At 37.8% G+C, this 21,790-nt stretch carries 17 protein-coding genes and 1 pseudogene; 10 read left to right on the top strand and 8 right to left on the bottom strand.

Annotated features, from left to right (window positions below):
- Position 1 precedes the first annotated feature (1 nt).
- The 5 genes from EHQ24_RS06115 to EHQ24_RS06095 form a co-directional block, all read right to left on the bottom strand.
- Positions 2-727, bottom strand: a complete 726-nt coding sequence (locus EHQ24_RS06115; RefSeq protein WP_135600794.1) for a phosphoadenylyl-sulfate reductase — start codon at positions 725-727, stop codon at positions 2-4.
- A gap of 68 nt (positions 728-795) precedes the next feature.
- Positions 796-1,860 carry a sulfate/molybdate ABC transporter ATP-binding protein gene (locus EHQ24_RS06110; RefSeq protein ID WP_135600793.1) on the bottom strand — a complete coding sequence of 355 codons (1,065 nt, stop codon included), beginning with the start codon at positions 1,858-1,860 and terminating at the stop codon, positions 796-798.
- Entirely contained in the window at positions 1,850-2,665 is an 816-nt protein-coding gene (gene cysW, locus EHQ24_RS06105; RefSeq protein ID WP_135600792.1) for a sulfate ABC transporter permease subunit CysW, read from the bottom strand. Before cysW ends, EHQ24_RS06110 begins: the two co-directional genes overlap by 11 nt.
- Positions 2,662-3,489 (bottom strand): sulfate ABC transporter permease subunit CysT, encoded by an 828-nt coding sequence (gene cysT / locus EHQ24_RS06100; RefSeq protein WP_135600791.1) that lies wholly within the window; start codon positions 3,487-3,489, stop codon positions 2,662-2,664. Before cysT ends, cysW begins: the two co-directional genes overlap by 4 nt.
- 3 nt (positions 3,490-3,492) lie before the next feature.
- Entirely contained in the window at positions 3,493-4,530 is a 1,038-nt protein-coding gene (locus tag EHQ24_RS06095) for a sulfate ABC transporter substrate-binding protein (protein WP_135600790.1), read from the bottom strand.
- Positions 4,531-4,710: 180 nt separating this feature from the next.
- Between EHQ24_RS06095 and EHQ24_RS06090 the strand changes: the two genes are divergently transcribed.
- From EHQ24_RS06090 to EHQ24_RS06060, 7 genes and pseudogenes are all read left to right on the top strand, one after another.
- Entirely contained in the window at positions 4,711-6,357 is a 1,647-nt protein-coding gene (locus EHQ24_RS06090) for a flagellar hook-length control protein FliK (protein WP_135600789.1), read from the top strand.
- Positions 6,358-6,402: 45 nt separating this feature from the next.
- A pseudogene (locus tag EHQ24_RS06085) lies at positions 6,403-6,897 on the top strand (flagellar hook capping FlgD N-terminal domain-containing protein); the annotation flags it as partial.
- Between the two features lie 116 nt (positions 6,898-7,013).
- Positions 7,014-8,408 (top strand): flagellar hook protein FlgE, encoded by a 1,395-nt coding sequence (gene flgE / locus EHQ24_RS06080; RefSeq protein ID WP_135570415.1) that lies wholly within the window; start codon positions 7,014-7,016, stop codon positions 8,406-8,408.
- A gap of 97 nt (positions 8,409-8,505) precedes the next feature.
- Positions 8,506-10,851, top strand: a complete 2,346-nt coding sequence (locus tag EHQ24_RS06075; protein WP_208725722.1) for a tetratricopeptide repeat protein — start codon at positions 8,506-8,508, stop codon at positions 10,849-10,851.
- Positions 10,848-11,843 (top strand): hypothetical protein, encoded by a 996-nt coding sequence (locus EHQ24_RS06070; RefSeq protein ID WP_135600787.1) that lies wholly within the window; start codon positions 10,848-10,850, stop codon positions 11,841-11,843. Before EHQ24_RS06075 ends, EHQ24_RS06070 begins: the two co-directional genes overlap by 4 nt.
- A gap of 56 nt (positions 11,844-11,899) precedes the next feature.
- On the top strand, positions 11,900-13,873 hold the full coding sequence (locus EHQ24_RS06065) for an HD family phosphohydrolase (protein ID WP_135600786.1): 1,974 nt from the start codon (positions 11,900-11,902) through the stop codon (positions 13,871-13,873).
- 72 nt (positions 13,874-13,945) lie between these two features.
- The gene (locus tag EHQ24_RS06060; protein WP_135600785.1) at positions 13,946-14,782 is read left to right on the top strand and encodes an enoyl-ACP reductase FabI; all 837 of its coding nucleotides are present in this window, start codon (positions 13,946-13,948) and stop codon (positions 14,780-14,782) included.
- A 2-nt stretch (positions 14,783-14,784) separates the two neighbouring features.
- Here the strand turns inward: EHQ24_RS06060 and murD are convergent, their stop codons facing one another.
- Positions 14,785-16,179 carry a UDP-N-acetylmuramoyl-L-alanine--D-glutamate ligase gene (murD, locus tag EHQ24_RS06055; RefSeq protein ID WP_135600784.1) on the bottom strand — a complete coding sequence of 465 codons (1,395 nt, stop codon included), beginning with the start codon at positions 16,177-16,179 and terminating at the stop codon, positions 14,785-14,787.
- A gap of 60 nt (positions 16,180-16,239) precedes the next feature.
- Here murD and EHQ24_RS06050 point away from each other — a divergent pair, with 60 nt between their 5' ends.
- From EHQ24_RS06050 to EHQ24_RS06040, 3 genes are all read left to right on the top strand, one after another.
- Positions 16,240-16,572: an STAS domain-containing protein gene (locus EHQ24_RS06050; protein WP_135600783.1), complete on the top strand. Its 333-nt coding sequence runs from the start codon at positions 16,240-16,242 to the stop codon at positions 16,570-16,572.
- An 11-nt stretch (positions 16,573-16,583) separates the two neighbouring features.
- The gene (locus EHQ24_RS06045) at positions 16,584-17,342 is read left to right on the top strand and encodes a beta/alpha barrel domain-containing protein (protein ID WP_135600782.1); all 759 of its coding nucleotides are present in this window, start codon (positions 16,584-16,586) and stop codon (positions 17,340-17,342) included.
- 131 nt (positions 17,343-17,473) lie between these two features.
- Positions 17,474-19,156 carry a sensor histidine kinase gene (locus EHQ24_RS06040; RefSeq protein WP_135600781.1) on the top strand — a complete coding sequence of 561 codons (1,683 nt, stop codon included), beginning with the start codon at positions 17,474-17,476 and terminating at the stop codon, positions 19,154-19,156.
- 28 nt (positions 19,157-19,184) lie between these two features.
- On the opposite strand, the gene EHQ24_RS06035 is transcribed toward EHQ24_RS06040, so the two are convergent.
- Both EHQ24_RS06035 and EHQ24_RS19300 read right to left on the bottom strand, forming a co-directional pair.
- Positions 19,185-21,419 (bottom strand): ATP-binding protein, encoded by a 2,235-nt coding sequence (locus tag EHQ24_RS06035; protein ID WP_135600780.1) that lies wholly within the window; start codon positions 21,417-21,419, stop codon positions 19,185-19,187.
- Between the two features lie 158 nt (positions 21,420-21,577).
- The coding region (locus tag EHQ24_RS19300) for a hypothetical protein (RefSeq protein ID WP_208725721.1) at positions 21,578-21,790 on the bottom strand (213 nt) is incomplete at its 5' end.

Below are 21,790 nucleotides of genomic sequence, written 5' to 3'. Positions count from 1 at the left end.
ATTATCCTTTTTTTGGTGTGAGTTTGCCGTCTACCCAGTGTAAGCCGCACTCTTTTTTAGATTCTTGTTCCCACCACCATCTTCCTGCACGAAAGTCTTCCCCTGGTTCAATGGCACGGGTGCAGGGAGCACAACCAATGCTTGGAAAACCTTTATCGTGTAATAGGTTGTATGGTACATTGTGTTCTCTGATATACTTCCAAGTATCTTCAAAAGACCATAAAAGTAGTGGTTGGTATTTGATTAAATTTCTTTGAGGATCCGATTCAAAAATAGACATTTCCGTTCGAAATCCGGATTGATCTTTTCGGAGTCCCGTCACCCAAACTTCTGTGTTTTTTAAAATGGCATCGAGGGGAACAAGTTTACGTATCCGGCAACATTCTTTTCGTAAATCTTGGGAATCATAGAAGGCATTTGGACCATTCTCTACCACAAAGTTTTGAATTTCTTTTTCGTTTGGATAAAAGGCTTCAATTTTTGCCCCATAACGAATGTTTGTTTTTTGCCAAACATCATAGGTTTCTTGGAAGAGGCGGCCTGTATCCAGAGTTGCGATTCGAATCTCGATTTGGTTTGCGAGAATCGCGTGAGTGATGGCTTGGTCTTCCAATCCAAAACTCGTCGTGAAAACAACTTTTCCGGAGAAGTCCAGACTAAGTTGTCGTAATCCCTGTTCCAGGGAGAGGGAGGCATAGGTTTCTGTCAAAACTTCCAAATTTCCCATTTTTTTCCAATCCTACCGTCCAATGTTTTGTATATTGGACGATTTGTAAACTATATTAGCGGAAAATACTAGATAGAGAAGTCTTCTACGTATACTTTTGCTTTTTTAATCCTTAGGTAGACCGTCTCGCCAGGCAAAAGGTTCAAAAGACGGTAGGTTTCCTGCTCGAGAACTGATTCAATGAGTGTCCCCGTGTCCACACGTTTCAGTTCCACTCTCACATTCCTTCCCGTGGAATGGATGTATTGGATTTCGGCGGCGATCCCTTGGTCAGACTCTCTGACAATTTCCACATCATAAGGACGAACATAGGCCACGGCCACCGATTCTTTTACGTCTTGGTGTTCCGTGCTATCCAGGGCCAAATTTCCAATTTTTGTTTTTCCTTCTTCGATCCTTCCGTGGAAAAGATTCACATCTCCAAGAAAATGAAAAACAAAAGGAGACTTGGGTTTGTTGTACACTTCGTCAGGGCTTCCCACTTGTTCCAGTTGGCCATGATTGAGGATGACAACTCGGTCACTGACTTCGAGTGCTTCTTCTTGGTCATGAGTGACAAAAACACTTGTTATGTGGATTTCATCATGGAGTCTTCGTAACCAGTTTCTGAGTTCCTTTCTGACTTTGGCATCGAGGGCACCGAAAGGTTCATCGAGTAATAAAAATTTTGGTTCAATGGCAAGGGCACGGGCAAGAGCCACACGTTGGCGTTGGCCCCCTGACAATTCATGTGGGTAACGATTATGAAATTTTTCTAATTGGATGAGTGTGAGGAGTTTCGAAACTTTTTCCCCAATTTCTTTTTTCGAAGGTCGCAGGTTTTTTGGTCTGACTTCCAAACCAAAGGCTATGTTTTCAGCAATGGTCATGTGGCGAAAGAGGGCATAATGTTGGAAAACAAAACCCACTTCTCCATTTTGAATTTTGGATTTGGAAAGGTTTTCTCCTACAAACTCTACCTTCCCTGACGAAGGTTCTTCGAGGCCTGCGATGATTCGGAGTAAAGTGGTTTTTCCTGATCCCGATGGACCAAGGAGCGCCACAAGTTCTCCATCAGGAATGGAGAGGTTGACTTCTTTTAGAGCGGTGAACGACCCAAAGGTTTTATTAACGTTATTTATTTCAATCGGCATTTTTCTTGCTCGCAGTTCGTTTTTCCAAAATCAATTTAAAGATAAGTGTGAGTAGAGAGAGAAACACAAGTAAGGTGGCACAGGAAAAGGCACCCACGGAATCAAATTCATTGTATAACATTTCAATATGGAGTGGTAAGGTGGTTGTTTTTCCGCGAATATGCCCACTAAGAACAGACACGGCTCCAAACTCACCCATAGCCCTTGCATTACAAAGAATGATTCCATATAACAAACCCCATTTGATATTGGGAAGGATCACTCGTTTTAAAAGTTGAAAAAAACTGGCACCAAGTAACATCCCAGCTTCTTCTTCCTCTCTTCCTTGGCTTTGCATTAAAGGAACAAGTTCCCGTGCCACAAAGGGAAAGGTAATGAATACGGTGGCAAGGATAAGGCCCGGTGTATTAAAAACAATTTTGATCCCATGTGTTGAAAGAAAATCACCAAAGTAACCTTGTCTCCCGAATAACAATAAAAAGATAAGACCAGAAACGACAGGAGAAACTGCGAAGGGAGAGTCGATGATGGTGACTAAAACATTTTTCCCAGGGAATTGAAACCTAGTGATGGTAAAGGCTGCTGTCACACCAAAGATTGTATTGAGTATGACAGAGACAACTGATACTTTAATGGTGAGGCCAATTGCAAAAAGAGCATATTCGCCGGTAATGGATTCGATATACTTTGTATAACCTTCTGAAAATGCTTCGGAAAACACAGTGTAAATGGGCAAAATCAAAATGATCCCAGCAAAAAAATAAGCCAAAATCACCAGGAAAATGGGTAAAATTTTAGTTTTCATGATAACTTTTTGGATGCCCGTTCTTGGAGTAAATTGATTAGAAACATAAAAACAAAAGATGTGAGTAACATCACAAGAGCAATGGAAGTTGCTTTTTCGTATTCGTACTGTTCTAGTTTGGTGACAATGAGAAGAGGAAGGATTTCTGTTTTTCCTGGAATGTTTCCGGAAATAAAAACAACAGATCCATATTCGCCAATACTTCTGGCAAAAGCCATTCCTGTTCCGGCAAGTAGGGAAGGCCAAAGTTCGGGAAGTAAAACTTTATAAAAAGTTTGGAAAGGTGTCGCACCAAGACAACGGGCGCTTTCTTCTAGTTCCTTTGGTAATTCTTCAATCACAGGTTGCACAGTTCGTACGACAAAAGGAAAACCAATAAAAACAAGAGCGATCACAATTCCAATCGGAGTGTAAGCAATTTTGATTCCCCACTGTTCAAAGTAGGATCCAATGATTCCATTTTGAGAATAAATTGTTGTGAGAGCAATTCCAGCCACCGCAGTGGGTAAGGTGAAAGGTAAGTCGATTAAGGTATCGAGTAATTTTTTAAAAGGAAAGTTGTAACGGACAAGAACCCAAGCGAATAAAAATCCAACAAAGAGATTGATGATGGCAGAAATAAAACCCACACTGAAACTTAAAAAGAGTGCGGAACGAATTCTTTCATCGGCAAACACTTCTAAGATCCCTGAAACTCCAATCCCCAGGGAATGGAAAAAAAGTCCTAGAAGTGGGATGACAACAACCGCGGACGAATAAAAGACAGTCAGTCCTAAACTGATTCCAAAATGTAGTTTTTTATACGGCCGGGTTTCTATAAGCATATTTTAAGGGGTTTTGTAGATGGCATCAAAGACACCTGCATCTGCAAAATGTTTTTTCTGAGCAGATTCCCAAGTTTCCCCTAAATCGGATAGGGAAAATAATTTAATGTTGGGAAATTCTTTTGCAGAAGATTTTGCAACCGCCTTATCAGTCGGTCTAAAAAAATGTTTTGCGATGATCGATTGTCCTTCTTTTGTATAAAGAAACTCTAAGTAGGAAGTTGCCTTTTCCAAATTGCCTTTTTCTGTAGCAGTTTTTGTAACTACAGCAACAGGAGTTTCTGCTTTGATGGATTCAGATGGATACACCACTTCTAAAGTGTTTTTACCAGATCTTTTTTCTTCATCTAAAGAAAGTTTGGCTTCATTTTCCCAAGTGATGAGAACATCACCAATTCCTCTTTGGACAAAAGTCGTTGTTGACCCGCGGGCTCCTGTATCAAGAACTGATGTATTTTTGAAAAGTGCTTTGACAAACTCTGTTGCTTTTTCATCCGATTTGTATTTGCGTTTTGCAAATCCGTAAGCTGCCAAATAATTCCAACGAGCGCCACCACTGGTTTTTGGGTTAGGAGTGATGATAGAAACTCCTGGTTTTACAATGTCATCCCAATCTTTGATTTTTTTCGGATTGGATTTACGGACTAAAAATACAATCGTTGAGTAGTAAGGAACACTATTGTTTGGCAGTTTTTTTTGCCAATTTGCATCAATTAACCCTGATTTGGTGGAGATGCTGTCGATGTCGTAAGAAAGAGCAAGGCTCACTACGTCAGCGTCAAGTCCATCGATTACAGCACGTGCTTGTTTCCCGGATCCTCCATGCGATTGTTGGATGGCAAATTCGCTTCCTTTTTTGGCCTTCCATTCTTTTAAGAAAGCTTTGTTGATTTCCTCATACAATTCTCTTGTAGGGTCAAAGGACACATGGAGGAAAGTGCCTTCGCTTGCGAGTGAAGAGAAGCTCATCACACTCAAGAAAATGCACAATATGACAGAAATTGTTGATTTTAGGTTCGAAATATGGGTATACTTTTTCATTTTTGCGCCCTTTTGTTTAATAAAACAAACTCATCCTCTAATTTAGTGAATATTTGTCAAGCGAAATTTATTTCGTAAAACCTGCCTTTTTCCCACACCAAGACATAAACCGGAAAAGGAAGAAGATAATTCTCTCAAGGAAATCTGGGGAAGTTCGATCCTTAAGGGAGAAGGCACCCTATGAACGTAAAAGCCCCAAACCAAAACGTAATCCAATTCCCTCAAGTTGATGGGAAGTCTTCCAAGCCGAATGGAACAGAAAACCATTCGATGATGGCGGTTCGGGAAAGTTTTGGGGAAATTTTGGAACGAGAATTCCAAGTGCATTCAGAAAAAAAACAAACTGGCTCTGAATACAAAACCATCGGGCGAGAAAAAGAAGAAACAAGTTCTCCTTCAGAAGTATCTCTCCCAGAAGATACCACCAAACAAGGATTAAATAATTCTACATCTAATGTTTCTGAGACTCAGGCTGCAAAAGAGTCGACTCCTTCTGAAGAAACAGAGGAATCCGAAGAAGAAGAGGATTTGGATCGAGATGCTTTAGAGTATAGCCTGGATCTTGTGGCAACTCATGCAGATTGGGAGAGATCACTTATCCCTGCAAACCAACTGAATGAAATGACAGTTAAGGAAAAAACTGTATTACTTTCGTTACAAAAATCAGCAGAAAAAACCACAGCTTATTCTCCTAAAGAAGGGACTGCCTTTGTGGATGAAGCAAAAAAGTTGGCTATGCATTTTTTCCAAACAGAAAAAGTTTCCAAATCAAATGAATCTACTCCTCTTCAATCGAAAATCAATGTAGAAAAAGATTCTAATTTGGTTCTTTTTCCAAAGGCAGAAAAAAAAGCCTTAGAAATTAAAAAAGGAAATGAAAAACAAGAATCCATTGGTTCCAAAAAAGAAGCCATCCATTCTGGTTCTGTGGTTTCTGATTTGGTCTTTGCCAAAGGGAAAGAAGTGAAAGTGGAAGGGAGAGAACTTCCCACCGAACATTCTGTTCGTAAAACTGATGGAAAAATAAAACCAAATAAACAAACTAAAAATGGATCGGAATCGGGAGAAGTTTCTGCCGAACAAGAAAAATCCAACCAAAGTTTAAACTCTGATAAAATGATTCGATCCCTTGGAATTAAAGATAAAGAATTCCAGAAACAAGATTTGAAATCACAAACTCCTTCTGAAAAACAAAAACAGACTGAGGCCTCAGGTATACCTACCATTCAAAATTCTTCTTCCTCTACGAAATCAGGAGAGGAGGGTAGTCGATCTTTTGAAGAGAAAGGTCAGAAACAAAGTTTCCAATTTTCTTCTTTTGAATCAAGATCCATACAAAAAGCAGAAGAGATTCGTTCTGCAGAAAAAACTGCGAAACCAAAAGAAACAGTTCTTAAACAAAATATCGACGAACTCATCAAACAAGCGCGGTTTGATATTGTACAAAATGGAAAGTCCAGTGCAGAGATCGTAATGAATCCTAAAGAATACGGTAGGCTTACTTTGAAAGTCACTGTGGATGGGGATAAGGTAGAAGGACGAATCCTTGTAGAGTCAGAAGAACTTCAAAAGTCACTACAAAACGAAATCCAAACCATCAAAGAAAACCTAAAAGACTCCGGTCTCGACTTACAAGCGCTCATCATTGATTTATGGGATGATGGAAGTGGTCTTACAGACCGCAAAGAACAAAATGAACTCTACCAAACTATGGTGGATGCGGCAAAGTTTCGTAATTCAGAAAACAATTTAGGTTTAGAAGAATCATCAGACTTACTTGGTTCTCCTATTTTTGAAGAACCCAAAACATTGGAATTTTTCGCATAAATCACTAACAAATATAGAAAAATAGAGGATCCCATGCCAGACGGAATGCAAGATATATCGACTCAAAATTCAGCTAGAACCAAATACTTTGAAGGTGATAGAACCTTTAATATTCGTAAACATTTGGACCAGTTAGAAAAAGAAGAAACAAGTGGTTTAAAGGGAATCGAAATTCGTGAGAAACAAAAAGAACTAGGAAAGGATGATTTTTTAAAACTCCTTCTCACTCAACTTTCTCATCAAGATCCAACAAACCCAGTGCAAGACAAAGACTTCATTGCACAAATGGCTCAGTTCTCATCTCTCGAACAGATGAAAAACATTTCTTCTGGAATTGCCAGAATGGAATCTAAACAAAGTTATTCGGTTGTCGGAAAAATTGTTTCCGGGCCAGATTTAGTCACAGGTGAAGATGTGACAGGACTTGCTGGTGCTATTCTTTTTGATAACGAAGGAAAAACGTACGTTCGTGTGAATGGAAGGATGCTTGATGTTGCAAAAATCAATTTGATTTCTGATCCATCACTTCTCAAAGCAGAACCAGAATTCCAACGTCCGGCAAATGCGATTGAAGCACCGAATAATACATTAAAAAAACAAGAAGCTTATCAGGATTAATTCAAAAAGGTCGATAAAAAAAGAGAGGATATAACGTTATGATGAGATCACTTTACTCCGGAGTTTCCGGATTGAAAAACCACCAAGTAAGAATGGATGTTATTGGTAACAACATTTCCAACGTGAACACACACGGTTTTAAAACGGAGCGAGTTACCTTCCAAGATATGATCTCGCAAGAGTTACAAGGTGCGTCTGAGCCAAACGAAAGGATCGGGGGAACAAACCCGAAACAAGTGGGTCTTGGTTCCCTCATCGCTGCTATTGATAAAATTATGACGCAAGGTGCTTTGCAAACTACAGGAAAGAATACCGATGTTGCCGTATCGGGTGAAGGTTTCTTCGTTGTAAAAGACGGAGACAAACAGTTTTACACTCGCGCTGGTGCCTTCAACGTAGATAAAAACGGATTTTATGTAAACCCTGCCAACGGATTAAAAGTGCAAGGTTGGAATTCTCGTTTGGATGATGGTGGCAACAAATACATCAACTCCGCAGGATCTTTGGAAGACATCATGATTCCTCTTTATTCCAAAGAACCTGCTCGTGCGACTCAAAACGTAGACTTTCAGTCCAACCTCAATGCAAGTGTTGCGGCAGTTCCTTCTGACGCAACAGAAGAAGACATCCAACGTTATATCAATGATCCAGATCCTCGCCAAAGAAGAGGCCACGTAACATCCATTAATGTGTATGATGAACTTGGAAACACTCGCCAAATGGGAGTGGAGTTTTACAAAATGAGAGAAAACGTATGGAAGATGCGTTTCAAATTGGAAGATGCAAGCCAAGTATCTGTAGACGTCAGTGGAACAGGTGGGGAGAACACAAAAGTTTCTGGAAACCAAGAACTAGAAGTATCCTTCACTCCAGACGGAAAAATCATCTCTGTTTCTGACGGTGTGGATTCCCAAACCACAGGAAAACTAAAAGCAGATATTTCCTTCCGAATTCCAGGAAATCCAACGGCTCAAAAATTTAGTTTGAATTTAGGGGAAGCAGGTCTTGTGGGTGGGATCACTCAGTTCTCTTCTGATTTTACAACGAAAGCTGTGAAACAAGACGGATACCCAATGGGTTATATGGAATCTTTCTCCATCGACAACACAGGAACTGTGACGGGAGTATTTTCCAATGGAGTGCGCCAACCACTTGCAAGGATTGCTCTGGCTAACTTTACAAACCCAGCCGGTCTCAATAAAGAAGGGGACACAATGTATAGTTACTCTCTGAACTCAGGGGATGCAAACATTGGGGAAGCTGGAAGCCAAGGCCGTGGAAAAATCAACGCAGGACTCCTTGAAATGTCAAACGTGGATCTTTCTGACCAGTTCACAGATATGATTGTGACTCAAAGGGGATTCCAAGCAAACTCACGAACCATTGTGACTTCTGACCAAATGATCCAGGAAGTTCTCGGTCTCAAACGATAAGATCCGATTCCTAACGGGGGAAACCCCGTTTTTTCCTTGAGTTCTGCAAAATTCTAAGAAAAATAGGTCAAACTAAACTTTTTAGAATTTGCTTAACTTGTCCCGCTTTCAAAAAAACACCCTCCTTACCTTTTCCCTTTTGGCGTTTGTCGCCTATGCTCCATTATACTATTCAATTCGTAATGCGATCCAAAAAGAAACCTTACCGGTAACTTATGAGTCTGCCGAAACTGTTTCCTTTTTTAGTTTGGGAGATTTTGAAATTACTGGAACAGAATCCGATCCCAAAACACTCCAACTACTCTCCGACTTGATTGATTTTGAATTTCAAAAAGTAACGGGAGGAGTTTATCTTGGAAAAGAAAAATCTCTCTCGGATGCTAAAAAACAAAGAGTCAATTTTGTTTTTACGGGAGTTTTCGAGTGGAAAGAGAAGGGAATCGAGTTTTTTCCTAAACTAAAAGACATTGAACAAAAGTCAACTTACACTGGTCAGTCGGTATTTCTTCCTTATGAAGAACGTGGAAAATTAGTTTCTGCCATTTATAAATCCCTAACGCATCTTTTGGATGAAACCATTCGTTTGCATCGTTTGTTGAAACGTAGTCCCGAGTGGAAAATTCCTTCCGAAGAGGATTTCCTTTCTGAATCAGAGTTTGTTCGTTTGTCTGGGTATGATCCCAAGTTATCCTTGGATGAAAAAAACTCTCTATTAAAAACTTTGGATTTTCCTTCTGAGTATTTACAATTCATCAAAATTAGTATAAGTTTAGAAAAAAGAACCGAGGAATCATTCAAAGAGATTTGGCGAAATGTAGGAGGAAATTCTAATTTCTCCACCTACACGAAGTTCTATGTTGCAAAAACCATTGCAGAGTTCTATTTCGCAAAAAAAGAATTTAGTAAAACTATAGAATACGCAACCGCAGCCAAAAAAGAAAGAGAACTTCTAAAATCCGTATTTCATACAGATTATGCGGATACCATTTCCTTACTTGGGAAAACACTAGTGCTCGATGGAAAAAAAGAAGAGGCAGTTTATTACTTAACGTCTGCTAGAAAACTCTACGACACTTTGGGTTTGTTGCAAGATCCATCATCTATTGAAAATTCTTATTTTTATGGGCTCCTACTTTCTGACCTTTCACAAGCAGAACTTGCATCGTATGAATTGTCTTCCATTCGAGGGTTGATTCCGAAGGGATTGAATTCCCTCTATTTTGATTTTAATTTAGCTAAGTTGTATTTTGATTTGGGTCGGTATGACACCGCATTGTCATTGTTACAAGACCAAAGAAAAATTATTATTAGAGATGGTTTTGCTAACCACGATATAACTTTGTATTCTTATAATTTATATGCAGCCACACTTTATGAGTTAGGAAAATGGAGCATTGCAAAATCAGTATGGGAATCTCTTGTTTCTGCCAAGTCTATTTATGGAATCGAAGAAAAACCATACCACAGATATGCTCTTTTTAATTTAGCGATTCTTTCTAAACTTCGAAACAATCCAGAACAATCAGATGTTTATTACAAACAATATGTTAGGTTAACACCATACGGCCAAATTGTTGATTTACCTTCCACAGATCGTTTTGAAATTGGAAAACCAATTTATCCTTATACTTGGGAAACTTTAAGTCCCAACTCTTTTACCGATTTAGAAGAAAAAACCATCCGTTCGTATACGGGTCGTTATTTGTTTAATGGCCAAGATGAAGAAATTCGTGCAAGGACATATGAAAATAGATTAGAAGACACAAATTTATTTTTGGATGATTTGTTAAATGGAAAAGCCTTTCTGTCCAAACCAATGTCTGCTTTACGCAAAACATTGTTTGGTGACTTAAAACGATTTGAAAAGGGGAACCAAATTGTATTTTTTGATATTGGTCCTGCCTTAAACCATCCTGAATATCCAGGAGTTACCTCTCTTGCTGTTGCCAAACATTTTTCTGGAATGGAGGTCGTCTTATGGGAGTTACCTGGGGAAGTGGAATTGTTTTTGAAAAAGGTAAAACAGGAATTAAAAGATAGACTTTATGCTTTTCCAAACATTCGGATTCTTTCTGCGGATGGAGTGGGTGAATTCCAAACTGTTTATTCTAACCCTAACAATTGGATTCTAAGGAATCGGCCCATTCCTAACTTAAAAGGAAAAACCATCATCATCCGTGCAGCAAACTCCATTGATATTTATGAGCCATATACAAAAATTCTTCCGCATTTCCAAAACATAGGAAAGGAACTAAAAACAAATCCGGTTTTATACTTTTTCAACCGCAGTATCCTTTTGAAACCTGCTGGAAGTGAAAAATTTATATTAATCGGTAACCAGTCCATCAGAGGATTTCATCATAACTTTCAAAGTTTAGATCGTAACGGCGAACCACCATATTCCATCCTTCCCTTTACTGTCAGTGAGGAAGTAAATCTATGAATTTATTTGAAACAGAATTCCTATTTTGTGTTTTATCTGGCTTCTTTTTGTTCCATTCTCTTTCTAGAATTTCTGAAGAAACAAAACGTAGCGATTTACTTTTCCAGTGGACTATGATTACCGTCTTTGGATTTGTTTTAACAGAAACTTTAAAAAAATGGGGAATCCACTCCGAAATTTGGAATACCGATTCTATATTTGTTTATATTACAAAAAGTAATCTTTTGTTATTTTTATCATATGTTTCTTTCGAAGAACGGATCTTTGATTTTAGTCCATTCAGGCGAATCTTTGTTTCTGTTTTTTTGTATTTGTTTTGGGTTTCTTTACTTTTTGGAATTTATTTTTTCCAAAAAACGATCCTTGTCCAAGACAATACTCTCATTTTGCCTTTTGCCATTTCCCTTGGTGCCTTTGTTTGGATGCGAGAGATGTTTTGGAATCTGGATGGAGGCAAGGAGCAAATATTAGGTGAGGATAACTTACGTTTCGTTTATTTGAGTTTTTTACCTGCTGCCTTTCTTGTGTTATCTCCCTGGAAAGTGGACGTTCAATTTTTTAAACAAGTTGCAACGATCCTAATGTATGGAACCTCTTCCTTGGTGGGGTTTCTTTTTGTTTCCAAACTCAAAAAAGAAATGGTTCCAACTTCTGCAGAAACTGGGATTTGGATTGGGGCCTTAGCATTTTCTGTATGTCTTGGAACAGAAATTTTAGTCGTTCTGCCCTTGGCATTTTTCTCTGGAATTTTTGGACGACTCATTTATTCCTATTTGTCTTCGATTTCTTGGTCGGCGTCTGGAATCCGAGGGGTAGTTTCTTTTCTTTACCCTTCCGTTTTGGGAATTTTCCTTCCTTTTTTCCTGGCAGAACCAAGCGGGTGGGTGCATTCACCCTATGTATTGTTAGGAGTCCAGATCCTGTATTTTTTGAGTTTTTATTTGGCCGCTTCTTTCTGTTTTGGAATCATCCTGCTAAACAAACAAAAGTAAGATTCATTTTCAAAAAAACAATCGACAGTCGATTTTTTCATGTCGATAGTAAATTTGTGACCAAATCTCCGGATACACAATTCATCATCACAGATGACCCTTTTTTTGAAGGCAAAATTGCCGATTATTCCAAAAAAATCAAAGCTAAGGTTTTGACCTTAGCAGATCTAGATCAGATCGAAGTTGATTCGCATGGCCGCATAGCCAAAGTATTATTCTATATCTCTCGGTATGAACTAGAATCCAAACACCAAGAGATCCACCAATTTCTAAAGAACCAACCGACGATCATGTCTAGTTTTATTGTTAGGGCACCCATTGATTATACGGGATACATTGCTCTAAACATTGAAGAAGATTTATTTTTTACGAATGTTCCGGATGATGCACCTCTGGTTTTTTTGGTCAAAGCTCTGGCCAATGCTTTTACCAGTCTCCAGATGGTTGTAGACAAATTTGAATTACAAAAACGGATCAATGTTTCAACAAATGAAATTTCTAAACTCACAAGGATTGGGATTAGTCTTGCCAACGAAAAAGATTTTACCAAATTACTCCGTGATATTCTAAACTCAGCACGTGAAATTTCTAATTCCGATTCTGGTTCCCTGTATTTAGTCGAAAAGGACGAAAGAGGAAACCCAAGAAATCTAAGATTCAAAATCTCAGCCTTGGATTTGAATTCTGATGAATTTATTTTACCCATCAATAAAAAGAGTATCGCCGGTTATGTTGCATTTACTGGGAAACAACTGAACATTCCTAATGTGTACGAATTGTCCGGCAAAGAGGAGTATAAGTTTAATAGTGATTTTGATAAAATGAGTAATTATTATTCAAAATCCATGCTCGTGGTTCCTATGAAGGACCATCACGATGAAGTTGTGGGTGTCATCCAACTCATCAATCGTAAGAAAAATTTTCAAACGAAACTCAATTTAGAAGAAATGAAAACCAATTCCATCTTAGAATATGATAAATATTCAGAGGAACTGGTGATGGCTGTGGCAGGACAAGCTGCAGTTGCCATCCAAAATAATAATTTGGTTCATGATATTGAAACTTTGTTTGAAGGATTTGTTACGGCGAGTGTTTCCGCGATTGAATCTAGGGATCCAACTACTTCTGGTCACTCTTTCCGAGTGGCTCAGTATACAGTCGGCCTTGCTGAGTCCGTAAATGAAATCCAAGTCGGAAGATTTAAAGATGTTCATTTTAATGAATCACAGGTCAAAGAAATAAGATACGCATCTTTACTTCATGATTTTGGAAAGGTTGGTGTTCGGGAAAAGGTTCTTGTCAAAGCCAAAAAACTAGAAGACTACGAATTGGATTTAATTCGATGGCGTTTTCAGTTTATCTTAAAAGATGTTGAAGCAGGACTTTCCCAGAAAAAAATTGAATACTTAAAAAAACATGGTAACAACGGTTATCCGGAGTTTGAAAAATCAATCCAACTCGAATACAGTTTGGAAAAAGATAAATTGGAAGAAATGGTTCGAGTAATTTCCGAATCCAATGAACCTTCCATTTTAGAAGAAGGGAATTCCAACTTTTTAGAAGAAATTTCTAAAATGAGTTATCACACAACAGAAGGGAACCAGCTCAGTTTACTTATGCCGCGAGAGTTTAATTTTTTATCCATTCGGCGTGGATCTCTCGACTTTGAAGAAAGAAGAGAAATTGAATCTCACGTAGAACATACCTTCCAATTTTTATCAAAAATTCCATGGACAAGAGAACTCAAAATGGTTCCTGCCATTGCTCACGGCCACCATGAAAAATTAAATGGGTCAGGGTATCCCAGAGGACTCTCAGCGGTTGAGATCCCAGTACAGGCCAAAATGATGGCCATTGCCGATATCTTTGATGCGCTGACCGACCAAGACCGTCCTTATAAAAAGGCTGTGCCTCTGGAAAGAGCCTTTGATATTTTAAAGATGGAAGTGAGAGACCAACACATCGATGGGGACCTTTTGGATATTTTTATTGGTAGCCAATCCTATGAAAAAATCTTGCACAAACGATAAATAAAGCACGAAAAAAACTTCGCATTTCTTCTCCTTTTTAAACCGATTTTGGTCTAAACGGAGAGGGTAAAAATGGATTATCAATTAGAAGGTAAAACCGTAATCATCACAGGGATTACGGATTCGTCATCACTCGCACTTGTCATCGCAAAAGAATGCAAACAACTTGGTGCCAAATTAATATGCACTGGGCTTGGTAAAACGGAGTTTCATCAAAATTTATCTGAAGCAGGGTATTCTTTTTTAGAAAGGACTTACTCGGATTTTACTCAAACCGTTAAAAAAGAGTTAGGTGATGATGTGATCACTTATCCTTTGGATGTGACCATCCAAGCAAATATAGATTCTTTTGCCGATTTTTTACAAACGAGTCAAATAAGTGTACACGCTCTTTTACATTCTATTGCCATGGATAAAACCATTCGCCAAGGAAAAGTAAAACCAATTATGACGGTTTCCCGGGAAGAATTTATGGATGCAATGAACGTATCTGCCTTTTCACTTCTTGCTCTAACCCAAAGTTTATACCAGAGAAATTTATTAGCCAAAAAAGGATCTATTGTGGCCCTGAGTTATTTAGGTGCAGAAAAAATAGTCTCACATCCTTACAAAAACATTGGGATCGCCAAATCTGCGTTAGAGAGACTTGTGAAAGAAATGGCCATGGAACTTGGTAAAGAAATACAAGTCCAAGTGAATGCCATTCGATTTTCTCCCTACAGGGCAAGTAAGGCCGGTTCAGCGATCGAAGGTTTAGAACAAGCAGAAAACAACTGTGAACAAATGGCTCCTTTAGGAAATGCATCTGCAAAAGATTTAGCAGAAGAAGTAGCTTATTTGTTTCGACCTGGTAACCGAATCACAGGGGAAATCCGCCATGTGGATGGTGGTTACCATATCCGTGGTTAAACTTATGAAAATATTTGTTTGAGTATAGATTCAAAATGATTTCCTCTTTCCTCAAAATTTTTATACAAATCAAAACTGGCACCAGCCGGTGAAAAAATTACAGATAAGGATTGGGATTCCTTTTCCAAATGGTTTTCCAATTCTATATCGATAGTTTGTTTTAGATGGCCAAGGAGAGTGGGAAGGTCTGGAAAGTAATGGATGGGAAAATCCATTTTTTCCAACTCTGTTTTCCAAACTTCCACTGCTTTTCCATAAACCCAAATTGGATTGTTTAATTCTTTCAAACGCTGGATGAGTGGATTTATTGGTTCTGATTTGGGAATCCCACCCAAAATCAAAAACAAGCCGTCTCCCTTTTTAAATCCAGAAATTCCCGAAAGCATTGAATGTAAGTTAGTGGATTTGGAGTCATTGATGAAATGAATGTTTTGGTATTGTTTTTGAAATCCTGAGTTATCTACTTTTTTAAATCTATGGGGAAGTCCAGTAAAGGATTCAAATCCGTTTTGGATTTCTTTCTCATTCATATCCATGGTTTCACATAGGGCAATGGCAAAACATAAATTCATCAAATTGTGTTTCCCTTTCAAAGGAAAGGAAGAGGCATCATAAACAAAACTCGGTGTGTGAATTTGATTCGGATCTAAACTCACAGAGTAATTTTTGTTTTCACCAACCAAAAATAAATTTTGGTGATTGGTATTTTCCGTTTTAATAAAATTTAAAAAGTTAGGACTCACAAAAGCTTTATGGTTTGGATTGTTTAAGTTTTGAATTTTCCATTTTGCCTTTGCATAAGATTCCATGGTTTTATGCCTTTCCAAATGGTCTGAGGCTAAATTTAAAATAGCAGATGAAGTTAATTCTAAGTTAGGTGAATCTTCTAATTGGTAACTGGAAAGTTCGAGGACAACGAGATCGAGTGGTTCCATACAAAAGGAAGTGAATGGAACTCCGATATTTCCACCCATCTTTGAATTTGGAAATTTTGATTTTAGAATGTGATAGGTGAGGGCTGTAGTGGTCGACTTTCCATCGGTCCCTGTAATTCCGATGATTGGTCCTTTGTAAAAAATGCGAGCCAAACAAATTTCACTATAAACGGGGATTTCATTTTTTTTTGCTTCTTCTAAGATAGGATGATTCGGCAAGACACCAGGACTTTTGATGATACAATGGATTTCTTTTAAAATTTCCTGTGGGTGATTGTCTGACAAAACAGAAACATATAAACTTGAATTGGCACGTTCGGGAAATTGGTCTGCCAAGATACAACGTTTTCCGAGAGAAGATAATAACCTGGCTGAGGAATCACCAGAGGATCCACCTCCTAAAATCAGGAAATTTTGGAACTGGTCGAGGTCGGATGGCGTTGGAATGGATTCAGAAAACATTGATTGACAGTCCGCTAAAATACGATGATTTTGTAAAATCATATCAGGTTGGGTAAATCGGTGCTGAAACACGAAGTGAAAGACGGAAAACTGGTTGTATATCTGGAAGGTCGATTGGACGTTTCTGTGGCAAATGAAGTGGAAGAGGGCCTAATGGAACTCATCGATAATGCTGGGCATAGAAAGGTTCTATTAAACATGAAAGATGTGGAATACATGTCTTCTTCTGGGTTCCGAGCTTGTATCTCAACCCTTCGCAAACTCAATTCCAAAGACGGTTCCTTAAAAATTTCTAATATCAAACCCGCTGTTAAACGTATTTTTGACGTAATCGAACTTACTTCTCTTTTTGATATTTACGACTCAGAAGATGCTGCATTAAAAGCATTTTAAAAGGAGTCTCTTTGAATCCTATCTTACATAAGATAGTTGAGACCAAACACGAGGAAGTTCGTTTGGCCAGGGGGAAAAAGCTTCCTCCTCGGATCCTTCCCTTAAGACCTTGGGAATCCCAACTCAAAACAAATTCCATTTCTGTCATTGCTGAATGTAAAAAAGGAAGCCCCAGTTCTGGAATCCTAAGGCCCGACTATTTTCCCGTAGAAATCGCGTCTATTTATGAATCTTCAGGTGCTGGCGCCATCTCTGTTCTCACGGATTCCCAATATTTTTTTGGCTCTTTGGGTGACCTCAAAGCAGTAGCTGAGTCCGTTTCTATCCCTGTGATCAGAAAGGATTTTATCATTGATCCAATACAAATTGATGAAGCTTACGCTTATGGAGCTTCGGCGATTTTACTCATTGTGCGAATCCTATCTCCCAAAGATCTAACTTCTCTACATCGGTATGCTAAAGATTTGGGTCTTTCAATACTTGTTGAAACTCACAACCGAGAAGAAGTAAAAACGGCACTGGATGCTGGTGCCACAACCATTGGTATCAATACTAGAGATCTAGACACATTCGAAATTCATAAAAATCTAATAGAGGAAATTGCTCCTGAATTAGATGAGTCCATCATTCGTGTTGCCGAATCGGGAATAGAAAGTTACGCCGATTGGCAAAAATATAAAGGAATCGTCGATTCAATGTTAATTGGCACTTACTTTATGAAAAGTAAAGACATAAGTAGCGATTTTAAGTCTCTTTTGTCTGGAAATTAGTCTAGGATTTTTATACCTTCTAAATCCCTTGATAAGAATCCTCTTCTGTATTTGGGGTATTCCTTACATAATAGAGGAAATTCAAAGATAATTTCGCTTTTCTCTAATTGTCCTTCGTTTATTCTATCCGCATGAACTGGAAGCAATTCCTAAAGGCATTCATTTTATTTCTCCTCTATATTGGAACTGCCAAATTAGGGATGGAATACTTTGCCTTCCAACCAGTGAACCTGGCAGTCCTCTGGATCCCTTCTGGAATTGGACTCATTGGTTGTTTGTTTTTTGGATATTGGTTTTTACCAGTGGTTTGGTTGGCAAGTTTTCTTTCCAACAAAGATGGCCTAATCAGTAGTCATCACAATTTAAGCCAGTTTGATTTGTATCTCAGTATTTGCCTGACAGCAGGAGTGGACACATTCCAATCTGCTCTGGCATATACTTTTTGGATTAAAAAAATTCGCAAGAGTCTTAATTCCGCAAAAGATAATTTTTATTTTGTTACTTATGTTTCCTTTCTTTCGAGTGTAATTTCCATTTTATGTTTAGGTGGAGTTCTCTATTCCTTCGGGTATTTTTATAAACTAAATAATTCTGAAATCGTTCGCACTTTGATTGTAATCATTTTTGGGGACACCATTGGGATTTTTATTACCGTTCCATTTTTTATGGCATGGAGGAAATTCCAATTAGAGGATTTATCCATCAAACTCATCTTATGGACAACTGCTTTTATCTTAGTACAAGCGGTTATTGTTTATCACTTTCCTTATCTTTTCTTTTTATCTTTTTTGATTTTGATTTATTTAGGTTATCGGTTTCAAATCCGAGGAGTAACCTTAGGTGTTTTTCTTTTGTATCTTTCCAGTATCCTTATGACAAGGATGGGAGTGGGGCCATTTGTATACCCAGGGGTATTTGATTCTTATATTTATTTAATTTCTTTCCTCATTCCGTTTTCAATTTTGTCTGAGTTTATCACACTGCAATACCAACGTTTGATCACTTACCGTTTTGAATTAGAAAAAAAGGTTTTTGACCGAACCAAATTACTTAGAAAACAAGTTTTTGAAAAGAACAAAGCCATTGAAGCCTTACACAATTCAGAAAAATTACTTAGTGAATCCAACAGAACCAAAGACATATTTTTTTCTATCATTGCTCATGATTTAAGAAATCCGCTGGGTGCATTCAAACAATTAACAGAACTTCTTTATGAAGATTTTGACTCACATTCCAATGCAGAAAAAAAAGATACCATATTTGAAATTCAAAATTCTGCATCTATGTTGTATGGTCTTTTAGAACAACTTTTGGATTGGGCCAGGACTCAAACTGGGAATATGCCTTTCCGTCCTAAACAAATTAACCTTTTGAGTCTTGTCACAAAGATCGTTGACCAAGTAGAGTCTTTGATCAAAAAAAAATCAATTCGTATTACCTTAGATATCCCTTCCGCCTTAGCCTATGTATATGCCGATTCAGAAATGATCCAGGCTGTACTTAGAAATCTAATTACAAATTCGATTAAATTCACAAATGAAAATGGGGAAATTAGAATCATCGCTAAACAAGATGAAGATGGAATTCGAGTGGAATGCCATGACAATGGAATTGGTATGGATAGTTCGGATTTAGAAAAATTATTTCGTGTGGATGCCCAGGTGACCAGTATTGGATTAGAAGGTGAAAAGGGAACAGGTCTTGGTCTTATTCTTTGTAATGAATTTATCAAATTGCATGGTGGTGAAATCTGGGCCACAAGCGAAAAGGGGAAGGGAACGATTGTTAGTTTTCGGTTGCCAGATCCAAAATAGGATAATTTTAAAATTTTCAAACTAGAAACTAACTTAATTTCATATCGTTATCCTTGGAAACATACGGAAGATACACGATAAATTTAGTTTCTTTAGGTTTCGAATGAACTTCAATGATGCCTCTATGTTTTTCAATGACTTGTTTGGAAATATAAAGTCCAAGTCCTGTGCCTTGTCCCACTGGTTTTGTTGTAAAAAAAGGATCAAAAATTTTTCCAATAATATCCTCAGGGATCCCTGGGCCAGAATCTTGAATGGAAACAAATGCAAAAGGTTCGTTCTGCAAACTCGTTTGTCCAATTTCTATTTTTATTTCTCCTTTTCCATTCGTTGATTGGATGGCATTTTGTAATAAGTTCGACCAAACTTGGTTTAGTTCATCCGGATAACAGTCTATAGGTGGAATTGTTTCTGAAATTGTTGAGATTTGAATTCCTTGTTTGATGTATCCTCCAAGAATGGCAATGATGTTTTGAATCGAATCGGAGAGATGAATGGATTGTTTTTCGGCTTTCGGATCAAAGTGTGTGAAGTTTTTTAATGCTTGGGCAATTTTTATGGCTCTATTTGCCGCAGTTTGGATGGTGTTTGTGCCTTGAAGGATGCGCACCACTTTTTCTGCCAACACAAGGAGGGAATCAGATCTTTTTTCCGAAAAAACGGAAATCCATTCTTTAGGAATTTCCTTTAAACCCAAACAAACCAACAATTCTGAAACCCTTGTTGTATCATTGATTCCAAGTGTCTCTAAGTTTTGGCTGATCTTTTGTTTTTGTTCTCGGTATTCTTTTCCGGATAAAAGTTCTACCTGTGAAAGTGAATACTCCACTAGGGAAATTAAAATTGGGTAACAGTCTTTGGGGATTGGTTCATAATAAGGTAATTCCTTAAAGAATGTTGAGATGTCATCTCGAATGGAGTCACTCGTCATAATAACGGCACTGAGCGGTGAGTTAATTTCATGTGCGACACTTGCCACCATGACACCTAGGGAAGATAGTTTTTCTGATTGTACCAATTGATGTAAGGCATCTTTAAATTTTAATTCTGCGGAAACTATTTCACCAGAGATATGTTTAGATAAAAAGATGGACTGAAAAAAAACAAAAAGTAATAATCCATAGTTTAGTAGTAATGGCTGCGTTTTGTGAAGTAATGATAAAATAATATCATGGCTAGTAAAGCCGATCATTAGTATAACAGACAAACCCAAATAGATATATCCCGCACGTTTGTCTCTAATGTAACTAACGATTAAGTATAATGCGACAATGAGTATTGGGATGATGATACTCAAAACGTAGTGATGGATGGAGGTAATCAAGTAAATAGACCCAAAGACGGAAAGGCAGGCCGGGATGATGAGCAATCCAGATGAGATATAGATTATCTTTTTTGAGATGTATTTCTTGGTCAAACTATGGATATAATTCAAACCTAATATCACTCCAATGTATTGTGTGAAATAATCGATTCGAAATACTAGTTCGCTTGGAACGGATTCAAAAAATACGAATAAAATTCTTGGCCCTGCGGCAAGAATCTGAAGAGACATGACAAAACAAAAAAGGAAAAAATAAAAAGATCCCTTTATCTTCTTTCTTGTGTAATGCATTCCCAACTGATAAAATCCTAAAAAAATAAAACCACCCACAACGATGGCATTTGTGAGTATATCTTTTTCTCGAGATGTTTTGAGTGATTCGTAAACTCCAATCGTTGGCGGAATTCGGATTCCACCTAATGGATAAAAACGATTTCTTACAAATACAGTCAGTTCAATTGGATTTTGATCTGAAGGTAAAATGCGAATCAATTGAGGTTTTATATCGAAGTTGGCATTAGGGTTTTTGATAGAACCAAACGTTCCAATTTTGGATTGGTTTTGGTATACTTCTGCATCGGAAAAAAAATCTGTAAAATCTATGGCAAGCGTTGCCCTTTCTTTTGGTGGGAGGATAGATAAGTGATAACTTCCCATCCCATATCCAACTTTCTCCTGGTTGTGAACCTGGTTGTAAGAATTCCAATGGGGCAATTCTGGTATGGAAACTAAAATACTTTTTTCGTTTGGTGTTAGTGTGAATTCTCTTGGCGTAAATTTCCATTCTCCTTCTAAAGAAAATTTTTGCTCTTGAGAAAAGGAAAAATTTCGAAGGTTGAGAATTCCCTTTTCTAGTTTGGGAATAGGGGTTGTATCACTCGTACAAAAACCTATGAAGAAAAAACAAAAGAATAACAGTGTTTTAGAAATAAATTTCATATGTTTCCTTCTCTGTTTTTCTTTGACCTAGAACGATGGACCATCTAAAGAATCCTATTTTTAAATTGGTCAAGTTTTATTTTCATATTCTTTTCAATCCGAAAGAACCATAGGTAAGATGATTCCTGTAAAATGAAATAATCCAAGCATAACGGTTGTTATTTCTGTTCCTGCCGGTATCTGGGCAGAAACAAAGTTCGTTTTATAAAGTATCCACAGGTAGAACTTGCTCTTTCCGAGTATGTTTCTCTATCTTTTGTTCTGAATTTCAGATACCAGATAGAGAAAAAAAAAGAATTACCTTGGACAATTTTTACAATAGATGATTGACTTGTGGTGTACATTCCCAATGATGGTGAAACGGTGATTGA

Origin of the sequence: Leptospira noumeaensis, from assembly GCF_004770765.1 — a bacterium.
Taxonomy (GTDB): Bacteria; Spirochaetota; Leptospiria; order Leptospirales; family Leptospiraceae; genus Leptospira_A; species Leptospira_A noumeaensis.
The sequence above is the reverse complement of the archived record's forward strand: the minus strand, read 5'-3'. Positions and strand labels throughout refer to the sequence as shown.